At 54.8% G+C, this 14,678-nt stretch carries 14 protein-coding genes and 1 riboswitch; of the genes, 13 read left to right on the top strand and 1 reads right to left on the bottom strand.

Annotated features, from left to right (window positions below; all coding sequences use genetic code 11):
• The first annotated feature begins 25 nt into the window (after positions 1-25).
• From LOS79_RS31340 to LOS79_RS31385, 10 genes are all read left to right on the top strand, one after another.
• The gene (locus tag LOS79_RS31340; RefSeq protein ID WP_315414889.1) at positions 26-364 is read left to right on the top strand and encodes an alpha-helical endospore appendage domain-containing protein; all 339 of its coding nucleotides are present in this window, start codon (positions 26-28) and stop codon (positions 362-364) included.
• Positions 361-651, top strand: a complete 291-nt coding sequence (locus LOS79_RS31345) for a hypothetical protein (protein WP_315414890.1) — start codon at positions 361-363, stop codon at positions 649-651. The genes LOS79_RS31340 and LOS79_RS31345 overlap by 4 nt, the downstream gene beginning before the upstream one ends.
• A 20-nt stretch (positions 652-671) precedes the next feature.
• A complete protein-coding gene (locus LOS79_RS31350; protein ID WP_315414892.1) occupies positions 672-1,073 on the top strand; it encodes a FliH/SctL family protein in 402 nt (133 codons plus the stop codon).
• Positions 1,074-1,236: 163 nt separating this feature from the next.
• Positions 1,237-1,749 carry a GNAT family N-acetyltransferase gene (locus LOS79_RS31355; RefSeq protein ID WP_315414893.1) on the top strand — a complete coding sequence of 171 codons (513 nt, stop codon included), beginning with the start codon at positions 1,237-1,239 and terminating at the stop codon, positions 1,747-1,749.
• A gap of 183 nt (positions 1,750-1,932) precedes the next feature.
• Positions 1,933-2,031: riboswitch (purine riboswitch) on the top strand.
• 65 nt (positions 2,032-2,096) lie between these two features.
• The gene (locus LOS79_RS31360) at positions 2,097-3,434 is read left to right on the top strand and encodes a 5'-deoxyadenosine deaminase (RefSeq protein ID WP_315414895.1); all 1,338 of its coding nucleotides are present in this window, start codon (positions 2,097-2,099) and stop codon (positions 3,432-3,434) included.
• A 174-nt stretch (positions 3,435-3,608) separates the two neighbouring features.
• Positions 3,609-4,187 carry an RNA polymerase sigma factor gene (locus tag LOS79_RS31365; protein ID WP_315414896.1) on the top strand — a complete coding sequence of 193 codons (579 nt, stop codon included), beginning with the start codon at positions 3,609-3,611 and terminating at the stop codon, positions 4,185-4,187.
• Positions 4,187-5,437: a hypothetical protein gene (locus tag LOS79_RS31370; protein WP_315414897.1), complete on the top strand. Its 1,251-nt coding sequence runs from the start codon at positions 4,187-4,189 to the stop codon at positions 5,435-5,437. Before LOS79_RS31365 ends, LOS79_RS31370 begins: the two co-directional genes overlap by 1 nt.
• Positions 5,438-5,632: 195 nt before the next feature.
• Positions 5,633-7,528: an LTA synthase family protein gene (locus LOS79_RS31375; RefSeq protein ID WP_315414899.1), complete on the top strand. Its 1,896-nt coding sequence runs from the start codon at positions 5,633-5,635 to the stop codon at positions 7,526-7,528.
• Positions 7,529-7,536: 8 nt separating this feature from the next.
• Positions 7,537-8,970 carry a glycan biosynthesis hexose transferase WsfD gene (locus LOS79_RS31380; RefSeq protein WP_315414900.1) on the top strand — a complete coding sequence of 478 codons (1,434 nt, stop codon included), beginning with the start codon at positions 7,537-7,539 and terminating at the stop codon, positions 8,968-8,970.
• A gap of 96 nt (positions 8,971-9,066) precedes the next feature.
• The gene (locus tag LOS79_RS31385) at positions 9,067-9,231 is read left to right on the top strand and encodes an aspartyl-phosphate phosphatase Spo0E family protein (protein ID WP_315414902.1); all 165 of its coding nucleotides are present in this window, start codon (positions 9,067-9,069) and stop codon (positions 9,229-9,231) included.
• A 99-nt stretch (positions 9,232-9,330) separates the two neighbouring features.
• On the opposite strand, the gene LOS79_RS31390 is transcribed toward LOS79_RS31385, so the two are convergent.
• Positions 9,331-10,113: an AAA family ATPase gene (locus tag LOS79_RS31390; protein WP_315414904.1), complete on the bottom strand. Its 783-nt coding sequence runs from the start codon at positions 10,111-10,113 to the stop codon at positions 9,331-9,333.
• Positions 10,114-10,398: 285 nt separating this feature from the next.
• Between LOS79_RS31390 and LOS79_RS31395 the strand changes: the two genes are divergently transcribed.
• From LOS79_RS31395 to LOS79_RS31405, 3 genes are all read left to right on the top strand, one after another.
• The gene (locus tag LOS79_RS31395) at positions 10,399-11,496 is read left to right on the top strand and encodes a CgeB family protein (RefSeq protein ID WP_397386713.1); all 1,098 of its coding nucleotides are present in this window, start codon (positions 10,399-10,401) and stop codon (positions 11,494-11,496) included.
• Positions 11,497-11,528: 32 nt separating this feature from the next.
• Positions 11,529-12,662 carry a CgeB family protein gene (locus LOS79_RS31400; protein ID WP_315414906.1) on the top strand — a complete coding sequence of 378 codons (1,134 nt, stop codon included), beginning with the start codon at positions 11,529-11,531 and terminating at the stop codon, positions 12,660-12,662.
• 413 nt (positions 12,663-13,075) lie between these two features.
• The gene (locus tag LOS79_RS31405; RefSeq protein ID WP_315414908.1) at positions 13,076-14,563 is read left to right on the top strand and encodes a glycosyltransferase family 4 protein; all 1,488 of its coding nucleotides are present in this window, start codon (positions 13,076-13,078) and stop codon (positions 14,561-14,563) included.
• Positions 14,564-14,678 lie beyond the last annotated feature (115 nt).

Raw genomic sequence — 14,678 nt, forward strand, 5'->3', positions numbered from 1 at the left:
CGTAACCTGAGCAAGGAGGCGGAAGATGAGCAGAGAAAAGGCTTATCTGCAAATGCTGGAGTCGACCGCTGTAATCCAGTGGAACATCGCGATGATCCTGGAGGCCAAGGCGGTGGAAGCGGAGAAAGTGAAGCAGTGGACCCATCATCATGTCCACGCCAGAGCGTTCGACTCCCATGAGGACCAGCTGAAGGAATCAATCTCCATCCACGAGGTGATTGTGGAGATGGTTGAAGGGCTGACGAAGCTGGAGAACGGGCTTTACAGCAATCTGAAGGCGGTGCTGGGCAGCGGTGAGGATGAAGGCGGCGGCTTCGGCGGAGACGGTGAGGACGGCTTCAGCTTCGGAGACGACAGCAAATGAGCGGCGGGCTTCTCTCCGAACATGCCGTCAAGCTGGAGATGATCCGCTCGATCGCCCGCAGCCAGGCTGCGCTCGCGGCCATCCTGGAGAGCATTGCCGAAGTTACGGGGCAATCGGAGCTGACAGCCCGCAAGCTAAGCGATAATGTCAGGATTCTCAGTGAGTACCAGAGTACGATGTGCCGGATGATCTCCGGCATTTCGCTGCATGAGCCCAAACAGGGTGTTCCTGCTGCACCTTGGCTGAATAAGGCCTGCTCGGAGGGCACCGCTGCAAGAAGGACATGAAGTACAGGAGGAGTAGAAGGATGAAGAGAAAGAGACTTGGCAAGCTGCATCCGGGCAGCAAGCGGCGCAGACGCACACTGCTGCTGTCACGGAAAACGCGCGTGCGCAAAACCCTTGGACGCAAAACGCGCAGAGGACTGATCCGTAAGGCAGGCAAGAGACCGCTGCTGCTGCGCAAAAAAAGAAGACTCCGCCGCCGGCTTAGCCGCCGGGTACAGGTGGCTAAGCCGGTACAGGTGATTCCGGCAGTTGAAGCCCCGCCGGCGCCGCAGGTTGTCCCGCTCCCCCCGGATCTGGGCGTCCCTCCGGAGCTCCCGCCGGGAGACGCCTTTCAGCAGGGCTACACCGAAGCATACAACGTGGGGTTCGACGCAGGTTTCGCCAAGGGCTTCGAGGACGGGCATAAGCTGGAGCTGGGCTGAAGCATCTGCTGCCGCAGTGTAGCTGAGGCGCTATAGAGGTTGGCACAATTCCCCGCCGCCTCTATAGCATAAGTTGGACTATCGGAATTTGCACCCGGATGTGTTAGACTTCTTAACAGACCTTTACCGGGTCCAAAAGACGACAGGAAAGCGGGGAAGCTGCATGAGTGGGAATGAGATACGCAGAGGCCGGCAGAAGGAAACCGGGGAAATTATGAATCTGATTTCCAAATGTGTACAAGTTATGCAGGCAGGCGGAAGTGATCAATGGGACGAGCATTACCCGAACCGCGAAGTCATCACGGAGGATATTAACAAGGGTACCTTATTTGTCCTTGCGGAGGGCGAAGCCATCGCCGGCATCATCGTGCTGGATGAGAATCAGGCGCAGCAATACGGGGCCATCGAGTGGAAGGAGCAGCAGGGGCCTCAATTAATTATGCACCGGCTTGCAGTTCATCCTGAGATTCAGGGCAAGGGGATTGCCCGCCGGCTCATTGCTTTTGCCGAAGAATTTGCCCGCAGCGGCGGTTACAGCAGCATCCGGCTTGATACCTACGCGAAGAATAGCAGAGCACTGAAGCTGTATCCCGCCCTTGGATATGCACAGCGGGGTGAGATTCATTTTCCCGGACGTACAGCAGCTTTTCCTGTATTCGAGAAGGTACTGGCATAGAAATATGACATTAGCACACCTTGAATCAACCTCAAATTATTACCTATATGTTATTTTATATAACGCAAAGTAACTAATTTACAGTAAATAGTTACTTAAATAGATATTAAATTAAGTTTGTGTAATGTTTAATAACTTTCGTTGACAATAAAGTTGTCTTTGATTTATGATAGGACTATTCTTAAGCAATAGAATAGTCCTTTTCGTATATCCTTAATAATTGGTTTAAGGGTCTCTACCGGGAACCGTAAATTTCTGGCTACGAAAATATGCTGAGGCATATTTTTGTGGCCTTTTTGTGTTATACACCAGCTGGACATCGACAAGAGGATAAGGGGGAGCGGGTTATGGCGAATATCCTGATCAAACATGCGGAGATCATTACAATGAATAAGCAGGAGGACATTATATACGGGGATATCCGTATTAAGGACAATCTGATCGTGGAGATCGGCAGCGGCCTTGAGGTACAGGGGGATGAGACCGTGATGGATGCGAAGAACCGCACGGTAATCCCTGGTTTTGTACAGACCCACATTCATCTGTGCCAGACGCTGTTCCGCGGCAAAGGCGATGACCTGGAGCTGATGGACTGGCTGCGCAAGCGGATCTGGCCGCTTGAAGCAGCGCATGATGAGGAGTCGCTGTATTATTCCGCCATGCTCGGTATTGGAGAGTTAATTACCAGCGGCACCACGACGATTGTCGATATGGAGACGGTGAATCATACGGACTTTGCGTTCCAGGCGATTGCGGCAAGCGGCATCCGCGCCTTGTCGGGCAAGGTGATGATGGATCAGAAGAACCCGGATGCCCCGGCGGCGCTGCAGGAAGAGACGGCGGCATCACTGCAGGAGAGCGTGGATCTGCTGGAGAAGTGGAACGGCTACGGCAACGGCCGGATTAAGTATGCGTTCTCCCCGCGTTTTGTTATTTCCTGTACGGAGGCGCTGCTGAAGGAGGTGCGGGACCTCTCGGCACATTACGGGGTCAAAGTGCATACCCATGCTTCTGAGAATCAGGGGGAGATCGAGATTGTGCAGGCGATGACGGGGATGCGTAATGTGGTCTATCTGGAGCATCTGGGCCTCGCGAATGAGCGCCTCATTCTGGCTCACTGTGTCTGGCTGGATGAGGAGGAGAAGCGGATTCTCCGTGACCGCGGGGTACATGTCAGCCACTGCCCCGGCTCCAACCTGAAGCTGGCCTCCGGCATTGCCGACACTCCGGGGATGCTGCATAATCATATTCACCTCAGCCTGGGAGCGGACGGCGCTCCGTGCAACAATAATCTGGATATGTTCAATGAGATGCGTCTGGCGGCGGTCATCCAGAAGCCGCAGCACGGTCCGACGACGATGGATGCCAGAAGCGTGTTCCGGATGGCGACGATTGGCGGAGCGAGGGCGGTAGGCATGGAGCAGGAGATCGGCAGCATTGAGGTCGGCAAAAAAGCGGATCTGGCCATTCTGAACCTGTACAATTTCCACACCTTCCCGTCCTATGATGTTGATCCGATCTCGCGCATTGTCTATTCCGCCACCCGCGCGGATGTGGAGACGACGATTGTTGACGGGGAAATTCTCATGCATAAGGGTCTGCTGAAGACCGTAGATAAGGAAACAGTGCTTCAGGAAGCTAACCGTTCGATTAAGAGACTGCTGGTGAAGACCCCGCTGGGATAGCGGCTCTATTGGCCCTTTCTATAGCGGAGCTGAACCGTAATAGGCAAACGCCAGTTTAAGCTATATACTTTGCAGGGGACTTTGGTCCTCTGTTTTTTTTATTTTCAGTAAAAGTGCGGAATGTTTTGATATAAAATGAACCCTTCCTCCTTTCTTGAGGTCAAATATAGTGAGGTGAGCCCGTTGGAACTGGATGGACTGGAGCAGGCTGAAGCAATTACGGAAGAGCAGCTGCGGGAAATTATGAAGCTTTATGGAGAAGAGGTCTGGAATTATATCTATTTTCTTACCAAAAACAGCGATCAGGCAGATGAACTCACGCAGGAGGTGTTCATCAAATGTTATTACCGGATCAGGACATACCGCGGCGCTTCGTCACTGAAAACCTGGCTATTCACGATTGCCCGCAATACGGTGTTTACGTACCGGAAATCACGTTTCTACCGTTCCGGGCTGTGGGGCGGAGTGCAGCCGTTAGCGGCCGCGGGGCAGGAACAGCTTGCAGCAGCGGGAGGCGGCAGTGTATCCCGTTCAGCCGAGATGGAGTATCTGGGCAACCGGCAGGCGGATGAAATCTGGAGCCTGATTATGAAGCTGCCGGATAAGCTGCGCGAGGTGCTGGTGCTTGATCTGAAGGCGGAGCTGACGATCCGTGAGATTGCCGGGCTGATGCAGATCTCCCCCGGAACGGTCAAATCCAGGCTGCACCGTGCGCGTAAGCTTATCCAGGACAAATTAAGGAGGATGGAGTAATGGAGAAGCATGAGCAGGAGCCCCAGTGGTACGATACCGCCCGGAAAGGGCCCTTCCGGGAAATGAAGTTTAAGGAAGCGGCCGCGGATCATGTGATCCGGCAGATTCATGCGGGCGGGGCGGCCGAAGACCTTGTGACACCAGCTGCACCGCGCCGCAGAACATTCCGTGTGCGAATGCTCTCTGCAGCGATCATCCTCCTGATGCTTGGCGCCGGGTTGCTGTATCTGGAGCTTGACGGAAGCGGGTCTGCGGGTGGATTCAATCCTACGGCAGCGGCGGCCCGGACCGGAATTTTCGAACCGCCGGTGGCGGGCCAGAGCGTGCTTACAGATGACGGTTTGATAGAAATTGCTGATCAGACTATGCAGGCGCAGCTTGGCAAGAAGCTGCCAATTCTGTTTCTGGAGCGGCTTAAGGCGCCGGAGGAGGGCATCGCCGCTGTCCACTACAAGGAAGGAGAGGATTCGGCTGTAGTCTGGATTGACACAGCGACGGGTGAGGTCATCCGGACGAACATGAACGCCTATTATCCTCCTGAGGAGCTTGATCCGGCGTTCATTGCAGAAGCGCTCGGTCATCTGCAGGATGCCGGGTATAAGGGAGAATTCACAGTTACAGGTCTGAAGCATTTTGTGCACTACGGGCTGGACAGCGGGCGGCAAGGTGTACAGGTCACTGACGGTCTCATCGGGACCGAAGGGCAGATTGATTATGTTGATGGTGAATATGAGCGGTCAACCTTCAATGTTGAAGCGGGAGAGGCGACTTCAGTCGTACAAGCGGCAGGCCTGAAAGCGCTGAGACTGCTTAGAGGGCAGAGTGCGGAGCAGACAGATCATCTGTACTCGATTAAGCGGACGGTAGCTCCGAAATGGGATATCCTTGTTTTGACCTATGGAGACAACGAGTATGGTTCAGCTATAGTTATGATGGACTATGCCACCGGGAATATCCTCCAAGTCTTCGACTACACGCTGAGCGATGTAAGATCATCTGATTCCAAAATCCGCGGCGAGCAGGATACGGAGCTGCTCAATATGGACACAGCGGAGCTGCAGCGCTCAGCTGCTGCCATAGTGGATGAACTTTTCGGCATCCGCCTGGAAGATTATACGGTTGATACAAATATGAAATCACCGGGGATATTAACCTTCACCAGCCCTGACGGGGCGGCTCCTGTAGTAGCTTCGTATAATTTGGACGGTACGTTTTATATGATTCAGCAGAGTTTAACGCCTGCCGAATAATCTCTTCTCCTCTCCGCAAATGATAAGAACGCGCGCCCCCATAAGGGCAGCGTTCTTTTTGCATTTTATGGAAGTCACCGCTTTGATAACTATTTCAACTATTGCTATACTAGAGAAATCTGAACTTTTACAGAAAAATGGAATAGAGTTTACACAGTTTTTCAATATGAGAGAGTAAGAGGAGATATCATCATTATGAACGAGCGGAAAAATAAGCCTCTGCAGGCACATTTTTATATTGTCGCAGGACTTCTGTGGCTGAAGCTGCTGCTGCTGCGCGGGCTCTTTTTTGACCGGATTGCCTGGCAATGGATTGCTGCCGATCTCGCACCGGTGCTGCTGGTTATGGGCGTGCTGGCGCTAATTACTCCGGGACGGATGAAAAAAGCGGTTTTCTGGAGTCTTAACATTATATTATCGCTGCTGTTCTTCGCGGCCAGCGTCTACTTCAACCACTTTGGCTCGGTGCCGACCTACCTGGCGCTTTATGAGCTGAACCAGGTATTCCAGGTCAAAGAGAGTGTGGAATCTACAATTGAACTGGTCGATTATCTGTTTTTTGCCGATCTGGCGGCTGTGATGCTCTATTCGCTGTTCCGCAGGTGGAAGCACGGTTCGGTGCGGCACTTCAGCAGTCAACCCTCACGAAGCGCCCGGAGAGTATACCTGGTGGTACTGCTCGTAGCCATTATCGGCGGCGGCTCGCTGTCGGTGTATTCCATTGATTCTGCACGGGGCATTACCAATGAGCTGGTGCAGGCGGAAAGTGCCGGCTTCCTGAATTATGAGGTGGTTGCGGCGCTCAAAGCGCAGGAGGATAACGGCCTTATTGGCACCGGGGATATTAATGAAACGATTGCCAAGATTGCAGCGCTGGAAGCAACATATCCCTACAGGGACTCAGCAGGTGGATTGCCGGTGTATTTCGGCTCGCAAAGCGGTAAGAATGTAATTATCATCCAAATGGAGGCGTTTCAGAATTTCCCGCTGCATCAGTCGCTGGACGGCCAGGAGCTGACCCCGGTGCTGAATTCCCTTGCTGACGAAGGCTTTTATTTCCCGCGTGTCTATCAGCAGATTGGTCCCGGCAATACTTCCGATGCTGAATTCATGAGCAATACCTCAATCTACCCGATTGGGACGCTGGCCATGTCCACGGGCTTCGGAGACCGGGAGCTGCCTAGCCTGCCGCGTCTGCTGCGGGATCAAGGATATGAAGCCTACACCTTCCATGTGAACAAGGTAGGATTCTGGAACCGCAATGAGCTGTACCCGGCGCTGGGCTTCAATGGGTATTATGACAAGGGTTACTTCAACAATGACCATTTCAATGCTTTCGGTGCCTCTGACGAGCAGCTGTATGCGACCGCTGTGGATAAGCTGGCAGCGCTGCAGAAGAAGGGAACGCCGTTTTACGCCCAGCTGGTGACAGCGTCGAGCCACCATCCCTTCCAGATCCCGGACAGCTTCAAGAAGATTACGGTTCCTGACAATCTGCAGGGCACGATGCTCGGCGATTATCTGACAGCAATCAATTATACGGATTATGCGATAGGAACTTTAGTTGAGAGATTGAAGCAGCAGGGCCTGTGGGATAACACAGTGCTGGTGATGTATGGTGACCACTTCGGTCTGCAGCCAAAGGATGTTCCGGCGGAGCAGGTAGAAGAAGCACTTGGAACCCCTTATGATGAACGGGTCAGCCGTTTCAACATTCCGCTTATCATGCATGTGCCGGGTATGACGCAGGGGAGTGTAGTGGAGCGGACCGGAGGCCAGCTGGACATTCTGCCTACGGTAGCCAATCTGCTGGGAGTCTCACTGAAAGACGAAGGGTTTACCGCCTTCGGGCATGATCTGCTCAATATTAACAGGAATGTGATAGGGATGCGGTATTATCTGCCTTCAGGTTCATTTTTCAATGATGAAGTGATGTTCGTACCGGGAAAAGGGTTCGCTGACGGTCAGGCCGTCTCGCTGGATACGCTCCAGCCGGTAACCGACATCAGTAAATATCAGGGCGATTATGACTACATCCTGAAGCTGATGGGCTTATCGGATGAATATGTGAAGCTGCTGCCGCAGCGCTAGGAGGAGCTATGAAGAAAATATTAAAATCAGAACATCTCGTAGCCGTGGCGGGCTGCGGACTGATCATCTATCTGCTGTTCGTGCGTCCCTTCACCGGGGTTGCCGACAACGGCGATTTCCTGCGGATGATGAATACGATCGGATTGAATTACTACGATGCTGCTGAGAGTTACGCTGACCGCTTTTTCAGCTTCAGCCATTCCCGGTTTTCTTATGAAAATATATTCCGCGGCTTCTATCCTTCCTCGCAGATTCTGCTCGTGCTGGTTCCGCGGCTTCTCGCGGGGCTCGTGCACGGAAGCTATTTCGATATCCGCCTGCTGGGGGCGGTATATGCCCTGCTGCTGCTGGCGGCTACGTGGATGATCGTCAAACTGGGGGCCAGGGAATCTTATGTAACCGGACTGCTGCTGGGTGCGGGCATCTTATTTGTTTTTTATGATATCGGCTATCTGGCCTACTTCAATTCCCTGTTCGGCGAACCGGTATCGATGGTGTTTATGCTGCTTACCTTTGCGCTGGGGCTGCGGCTTACCGGGCAGGAGACGCCGACGGCGAAAGGGCTGACGCTGTTCTTTGTGGCCGTACTGTTCCTGATCTGCTCCAAAATCCAGAATGCGCCGGTCGGCCTCGCCTTCGCCCTGATCTTCCTGCGTCTGCGGACGCTGGACGGAGCCGGGAACTGGCGTAAGCTGGCACTCCGGTTCGCGGTGGCAACAGCGCTTGTATCCGTAATCATGTACGTTGCCGCGCCGAAGGAGCTGAAGCATATCAATCTCTATCAGACGGTGTTCTTCGGTATCCTGAATGAGTCGCCGGATGTGCGCGGGGACCTGCGGGATCTGGGGCTGCCTTCGCGGCTTGAGGTGCTGGCGGGAACGAATTATTTTCAGGGGGATACGGCGATTAAGCAGGATGATCCTTCGCTTAAGGCGGATTTCTATGACCGGGTATCGCATAAGGACGTACTTTTCTTTTATATGAAGCATCCCGTCAGGTTAATAGACAATATGAAATATGCTGCCGGGAACAGCATGTCTATCCGTCCTTATTATCTCGGAAGCTATGAGAAAAGTGCGGGCAAGCCGGCAGGAACGGTAGCCTTCGCCTACAGCGGCTGGAGTGAGTTCAAGAATAAACATCTGCCTGACTCGCTCGGGTTCCTCGCCTTATTCTATCTGGTCTATTATGCCGGAGTCCTGTTCTATTATTTCCGTACAAGGGAGCCTGCGGGGCGGATTGCCGGAGAACTGCTGATGCTGCTTGGACTGATCGGACTATTCTCCTTCCTCGTGCCTATTCTTGGTGACGGAAGGGCGGATATCGGCAAGCATCTGTTCCTGTTCAATGTCTGCTTCGATATGATGGCCGTAGCCATGTTTGGGTGGATTGTGCATACGATCGTGAGATTTGTAAAATTTGCTGCTTCTGCAAAGCGTTAATTGACCCGTGATAAATTATAGAATACAATGTGTTTGGAACTTTAGTAAAAGTGTGGAAAATGGCTTGGAACAGCCTCATTCTGCAAGGGGGCCGCTATGGGTAGTGAGGAATACAAGGACAGGATTGAACAGGCAAGACAAGAATTGAACAAATTAGCCCTGGAGTACGGCATGCAGGATGTACGGGTACTTCGCCAATCTGTGAAGCTGGATGCGCTTCTGAATGGATACAGTGAATGTCATCCGGAGAAGGACGACTAGCTTTATCCAATTGGGAATTACAGAGTATTGATGTAAATTCAAAAGACACTTTGACGGCAGCTGCGCCGCAAGGTGTCTTTTTTCGTTATGAAACCTGATTCAGCTGCCCGGAGGGCTATACGCATCGCCCAGCAGCTCGCGCAGCATTTTCTCGCGGTCGGTCATGAAGGCCCGCGTAACCGTGTAGTGATCTGTGTCCTCCAGCGCAACAGGCGTAATATTCTCACCCTCCAGCTGGAATATATCCGCTCCCGGATAAGACATGAGAATCGGGGAGTGGGTGACAATGATGAACTGTGAATTCTGCTCTGCCAGCTCATGCATCCGCACCAGCAGCGACATTTGCCGCAGCGGGGACAGGGCTGCTTCCGGCTCGTCCAGAATATAGATGCCTTGCCCGCCGAAGCGGTGAACGAATGTCGAGAAGAAGGATTCCCCGTGTGACTGCTCATGCAGTGAATTTCCGCCGTAGGAGTCTTTGATCAGGGGGCCGTTGCCCGGTTCCTCATCCAGCTCATCGATATAAGTAGCCACGTTGTAATAGCTTTCCGCCCGCAGGAAAAAGCCGTCCTTCGGCCGCCGCACACCTTTGGCAATCCGCAAATATTCATATAAGCCTGAATGGGAGGCACGGGTGCCAAACGAGAAGTTCAGCGTCCCGCCTTCCGGGTTGAAGCCCCAGGCTGCAGCAATTCCCTCCAGCAGCGTCGATTTGCCGGTTCCATTCTCCCCCACAAGAAAAGTGACCTGCTTCCGGAAAACAAGCCGTTCCAGTACCCGTACCACGGGCAGGTTAAACGGATACACCCCGAACGAAGGCACCTGCTCGCGCAGCAGCTCCGCATGCCGGAGATACAGCATCGGGCCATGCAATGAACTCATTTCTGAATTCCCCCTTTTTAGCCAAGTTACACGGATGGTTGTTCTTTTGATTCTATATGAATTCCGGGGTCCCCGCAAAGTACTTGAATAAGCTTCGGTGAGTGGACTGCACTTTGTGGGGGATGTTGGTGGGGCATGTTTGTGGATGAAATCGCCGAAGGTGCGGGCCATGCGGGCGAAAGACAGGGGGCATGTGCCAATTTCGCCAGAGTACAGACAGATGACCATGAGGCGGATGCTGACTCCGCATATAGTACTACTGTCTTGAGAATATGACGGGGCAGGGTGAAGGCCGTGAAAGCAAAAAATAGAAACTTGCGTCCGCGGGACTACCGCGACGGTTACCAGGAGGGATATCATCTGGGCTTATGCGAGGCCGTGAAGACTCTGAATTCTCCTGAGGTGGGAGCATGCCGTCCGTTCAAGCTGATGTATGTCCCGCAAGGGTTTCAGGCGATTGACACTGGAGTGACGGAAGCGCTGCGGCTGCTCGTAAGCGAGCTGCTTATCTGTTCTCCGGAGACCATGCTGGAGGTAGCGGCCCGCGAGTCTCCGGGAGCGGTGCTGGTGATGAACGGGCTGCATGTGTTTCCCGAGAACCATCTGGAACAGATTACGGAGATAAGAAAGCTGGGCATTCCGGCAGCGATCTGGTTTGTTGATGATCCCTATTTTACCGAAGATACCTCAGAGATCTGTAAGCATTATGATTATGTATTTACCCACGAGCTGGGCTGTGTGGAGTTTTACCGCTCACTCGGTGTGGCGTCCGTGCATTATCTCCCGCTGTGTGTTAACCCGCAGATGTTCTACCCGCGCCGCACCGGTCCGCAGCATCAATTCGATATTGTGTTCATCGGCAACGCCTTCCGTAACCGGACAGAGCTGTTTGATGAGCTGGCCCCTTTTCTCCGCGGGAAAAAAGTGCTGATCGCCGGCGGCTTCTGGGAGCGCCTGAGTACCTTCGACGAGTTGTCTCCCTTCATTAGAAGCGGCTTCATCCCTCCGGAGGAAACGGCTAATTATTACAGCGGCGCCAAGCTGGTCATTAATATCCACCGCCCCTGGGAGGGCGGGCAGGATAACCGGAACACCTTCCAGCTGCCGTCCCGTTCGATTAATCCGCGGACCTACGAGATCAGCGCCTGCGGAACGATGCAGCTGACTGATATCCGCGAGGATCTGGATCTTCATTACCGTCCGGGCCGTGATCTGGAGACCTTTGCTTCTGCGGATGAGCTGAAACGCAAAATTGACTATTTCCTGAAGCATGAGAAGGAGCGCCGCCAGTATGCGCTGCGGGGGCTGCAGACGACACTGCGCCATCACACCTTTACCGCACGGTTGCCCCATCTGCTGAATGTTCTTGCTGCACAACGCTAAAGTCCACTATGGGATAGAAGGAGCGAATACTCATGAACAATGAATTTATCATGCCTGCCCCGCCGCTGCCGCGGACCCCTGCGGAAGAACAAAAGCTGAGCGGACGCCTGACCGGCTTCAAGGTGGGATACGATGAGGGATACCTGCGCGGACGTCTGGCCATACTCGATGGCCGGCCGGAGGAGCCGGTTGCGGTCCGCAATATCCATGTCATGTATGTAGCCTCAGGCAAGGGGTATCCGTATTCCCCGCTTGATGATGCCGTGCTCTTCGCGCTGCAGCGACTGACCGCCCAGGTCACCATTACCGATGTCCGCCAGAATCTGGTGGAGCTGGCTTCGGCCCAGCGTCCTGATCTCGTGCTGGTGCTCGATGGTCTTGATCTGCCGCTGGATCAGGTGGCTGTTCTGCGCGGCAGAGGGATCAAGACAGCGATTTGGCTGACCGATGACCCGTACTATACCGATTTCACTATGAAAATCGTTGCCCACTATGACTATGTCTTCACACTGGAGCGCAATTGTGTAGAGTTCTACAAGGGCCTCGGCTGCACAGAGGTGCATTACCTGCCGTTTGCTGCCCACCGGGAGCATTACCGCCCGACGACCGGACGTTCACCAGTCAGCCGTGATGTCAGCTTCATCGGCTCTGCGTACTGGAACCGGATTAATTTCTTCCGCGATATTATGCCGGAGCTGATGAGTTACAACACAGTGATTAACGGAATCTGGTGGGACCGCCTGCCTGAAGCGCCTCTCTACGGCGAGCGGATCGAGATCGGCAAGTGGATGTCCCCGCAGGAAACGGCAGTCACCTACAGCGGCTCGAAAATTGTCATCAACCTGCACCGCTCTCATATCGATGAGGTGGCGAATAACAATACGCTGTACATTCCGGCGGTATCCCCGAATCCGCGTACCTTCGAGATTGCCGCCAGCGGTACGCTGCAGCTCAGCGATGCCCGGGATGATATGGGCTCATTCTACAAGGTTGGCGAAGAGATCGATACCTTCTCAAGCCCGCAGGAGATGATGGATAAAATCCGTTATTACCTGACGCATGAGGAAGAACGCCGGAATATGGCTTTGCGCGCTTTCGAACGGACGCTGAAGGACCACACCTACACCATACGCCTGAACCAGCTGCTTAGTGTCATCTACGGCTAAGACAAACAGCAGGGTCCCGGCTGCAGCCGGAGCAGGCAAAAATGTGCGTATCACCGGGGACAGGTGTCGTGCCGGCATCTGTGCCCCCTCAATATACTGGTTGAAGTACCGGGTTAGGATGTTTGCCTGCCTCCGGTGCGGAGCGTACACCGCCTTCTGACGTCTGCCCGCGGGCTGGCTAACGGACCAACGGCTCTACAGTCCGTAAGGGAGAAAAGGGGACCCGCCGGAGATGCACAGCCGGACTTAAGCGGATGCTCCGTAGTAAGGCTTATGGTGAAGAAGTACCGTGTAGTGAAGCTTCGTACAACTTAAGCGGATGCTCAAGAAACGCCATGCTGCTAATGTTTCGTAAAACTTTCAGGGAGGTGAATGGCTGCTCCACAGCCCTCGCGGAGGAGCGCCGAGACACCATGGCCGACAAAGCTACAATCGTCCTCTTTTCCCATGTTTCCAATACACGCAGTATAACAGGTGCGGAGAAGCTGCTGTTGTTCTTCAGCCGGGAGCTGTCTCCTTACTTTAATTGTATTCTCGTAGCCCCGCAGGACGGAAAGCTTACACGCCTGGCTCGGAGCTACGGGATCAATGTCCAGCTGCTGCCGATCCCGCTTGTCTATGGTATGTATACTCCGTATGCAGGCCTTCCGGCTGATATCCGTAAGCTTCAGGAGGCCCGGGAATACCAGGAGCTGGTCACCTGGCTTGCGGGTCTGCGCCCGTCGTTTATTATATCCAGTACCTGTGTGCATGCTCTGCCGCCGATGGCGGCGAAATCGCTGGGAATTCCGGTGGTCTGGAAAATCTCCGAGACCATTACGGACAACGAGTTCACCCCGCTCAGCGTAGAGCTGATTCACAGCAACAGTGATGAGATTCTGGCTATTTCGCAGACGGCTGCGGCCTGTTTCCCGGAGGATATCCGCGAAGGCAAGGTGACTCAGCTGCCTCCGTCATGGAATGATGCGGAGATGATGTTTGAAGCGTGGAGCAAGCTGCGGGGGGAGCGGCGGAATGAACTGCAGATCGCTCCGGAAGAACCGCTGGTCGGTTATGTCTCTTCCTTCATTAATAAGGAGAAAGGTCTGGAGCATTTCGTCAAAATGGCGGTGCTGGTGAATGAGCAGCATCCGGCTGCGCGCTACATGGTCGTCGGTTCCCCCGGAGATAAAAGCTACTACGAACGCTGTGTCCGCAAGGTGAAGCTGGAGGGTCTGACTTCCCGGTTCAAATTTGTCGGATACGAGGAATGTCTGCCGGCAGCTTACTGCGCCATGGATCTGCTGGTTGTACCCAGCCTGATCCGTGAAGGCTTCGGAATGACCGCACTGGAGGGCTACGCCTTCGGCAAGCCTGTAGTTGCCTATGATTCCGGCGGCTTACGGGAGATTCTGAACGCCGCAGGCTGCGGTGAGCTGCTTGTGCCTGCGGCGGACATCGGCACGCTTGCCGCGCAGGTGAACATGCTGCTGGCCGCTCCGGTCATGGCTGCGGCCATCGGCAGCCGGGCGCGCGAGCGCATCGAGGCCGTTTACGGCCCGGCGGCGTACCGCGCCCGCCTGCACGGCTTAGCGGAGAGGTGGTATCTCCGCTACTGCCTCCTGCCGCCGCAGACTGCCGGCGGCGATGATCCCCCGCCCGCAGCTCCGCCGGCGGGCGCGGGGACTGCCGCGGCTGCTGAGGCGCCGCGGGCTGGAACCGCGCGCCGCACGGCACGGCTGCGGCGTGCGAAGCTCCGGCGCGGCAAGCTCCGCCGCGCCAAATCCCGGGCGCGCGCAGCGAAGCGCCCGGGGCGTAAAAAGCGCGCGGCACGCTCCGCGCGCAGGAAGGCCGGCGGCGGGAAGCACCGCCGCGCGGGCCGTGCACGCCGCCGGGGCCACCGGCGGCGGAAGGCGGCCTGAGGTCCGCGGGGGAGGCGCGGACCGGGGGTGCCCTTGGCCGGCGCTGCGCCTGCCGGCCTGCACCATTCAGGGGCGTAACTGCCCCTGAACAGGCATCATCCGGCGGAACCGCCCG

Source organism: Paenibacillus sp. MMS20-IR301 (genome assembly GCF_032302195.1).
In the GTDB taxonomy this organism is placed as follows: domain Bacteria; phylum Bacillota; class Bacilli; order Paenibacillales; family Paenibacillaceae; genus Paenibacillus_AQ.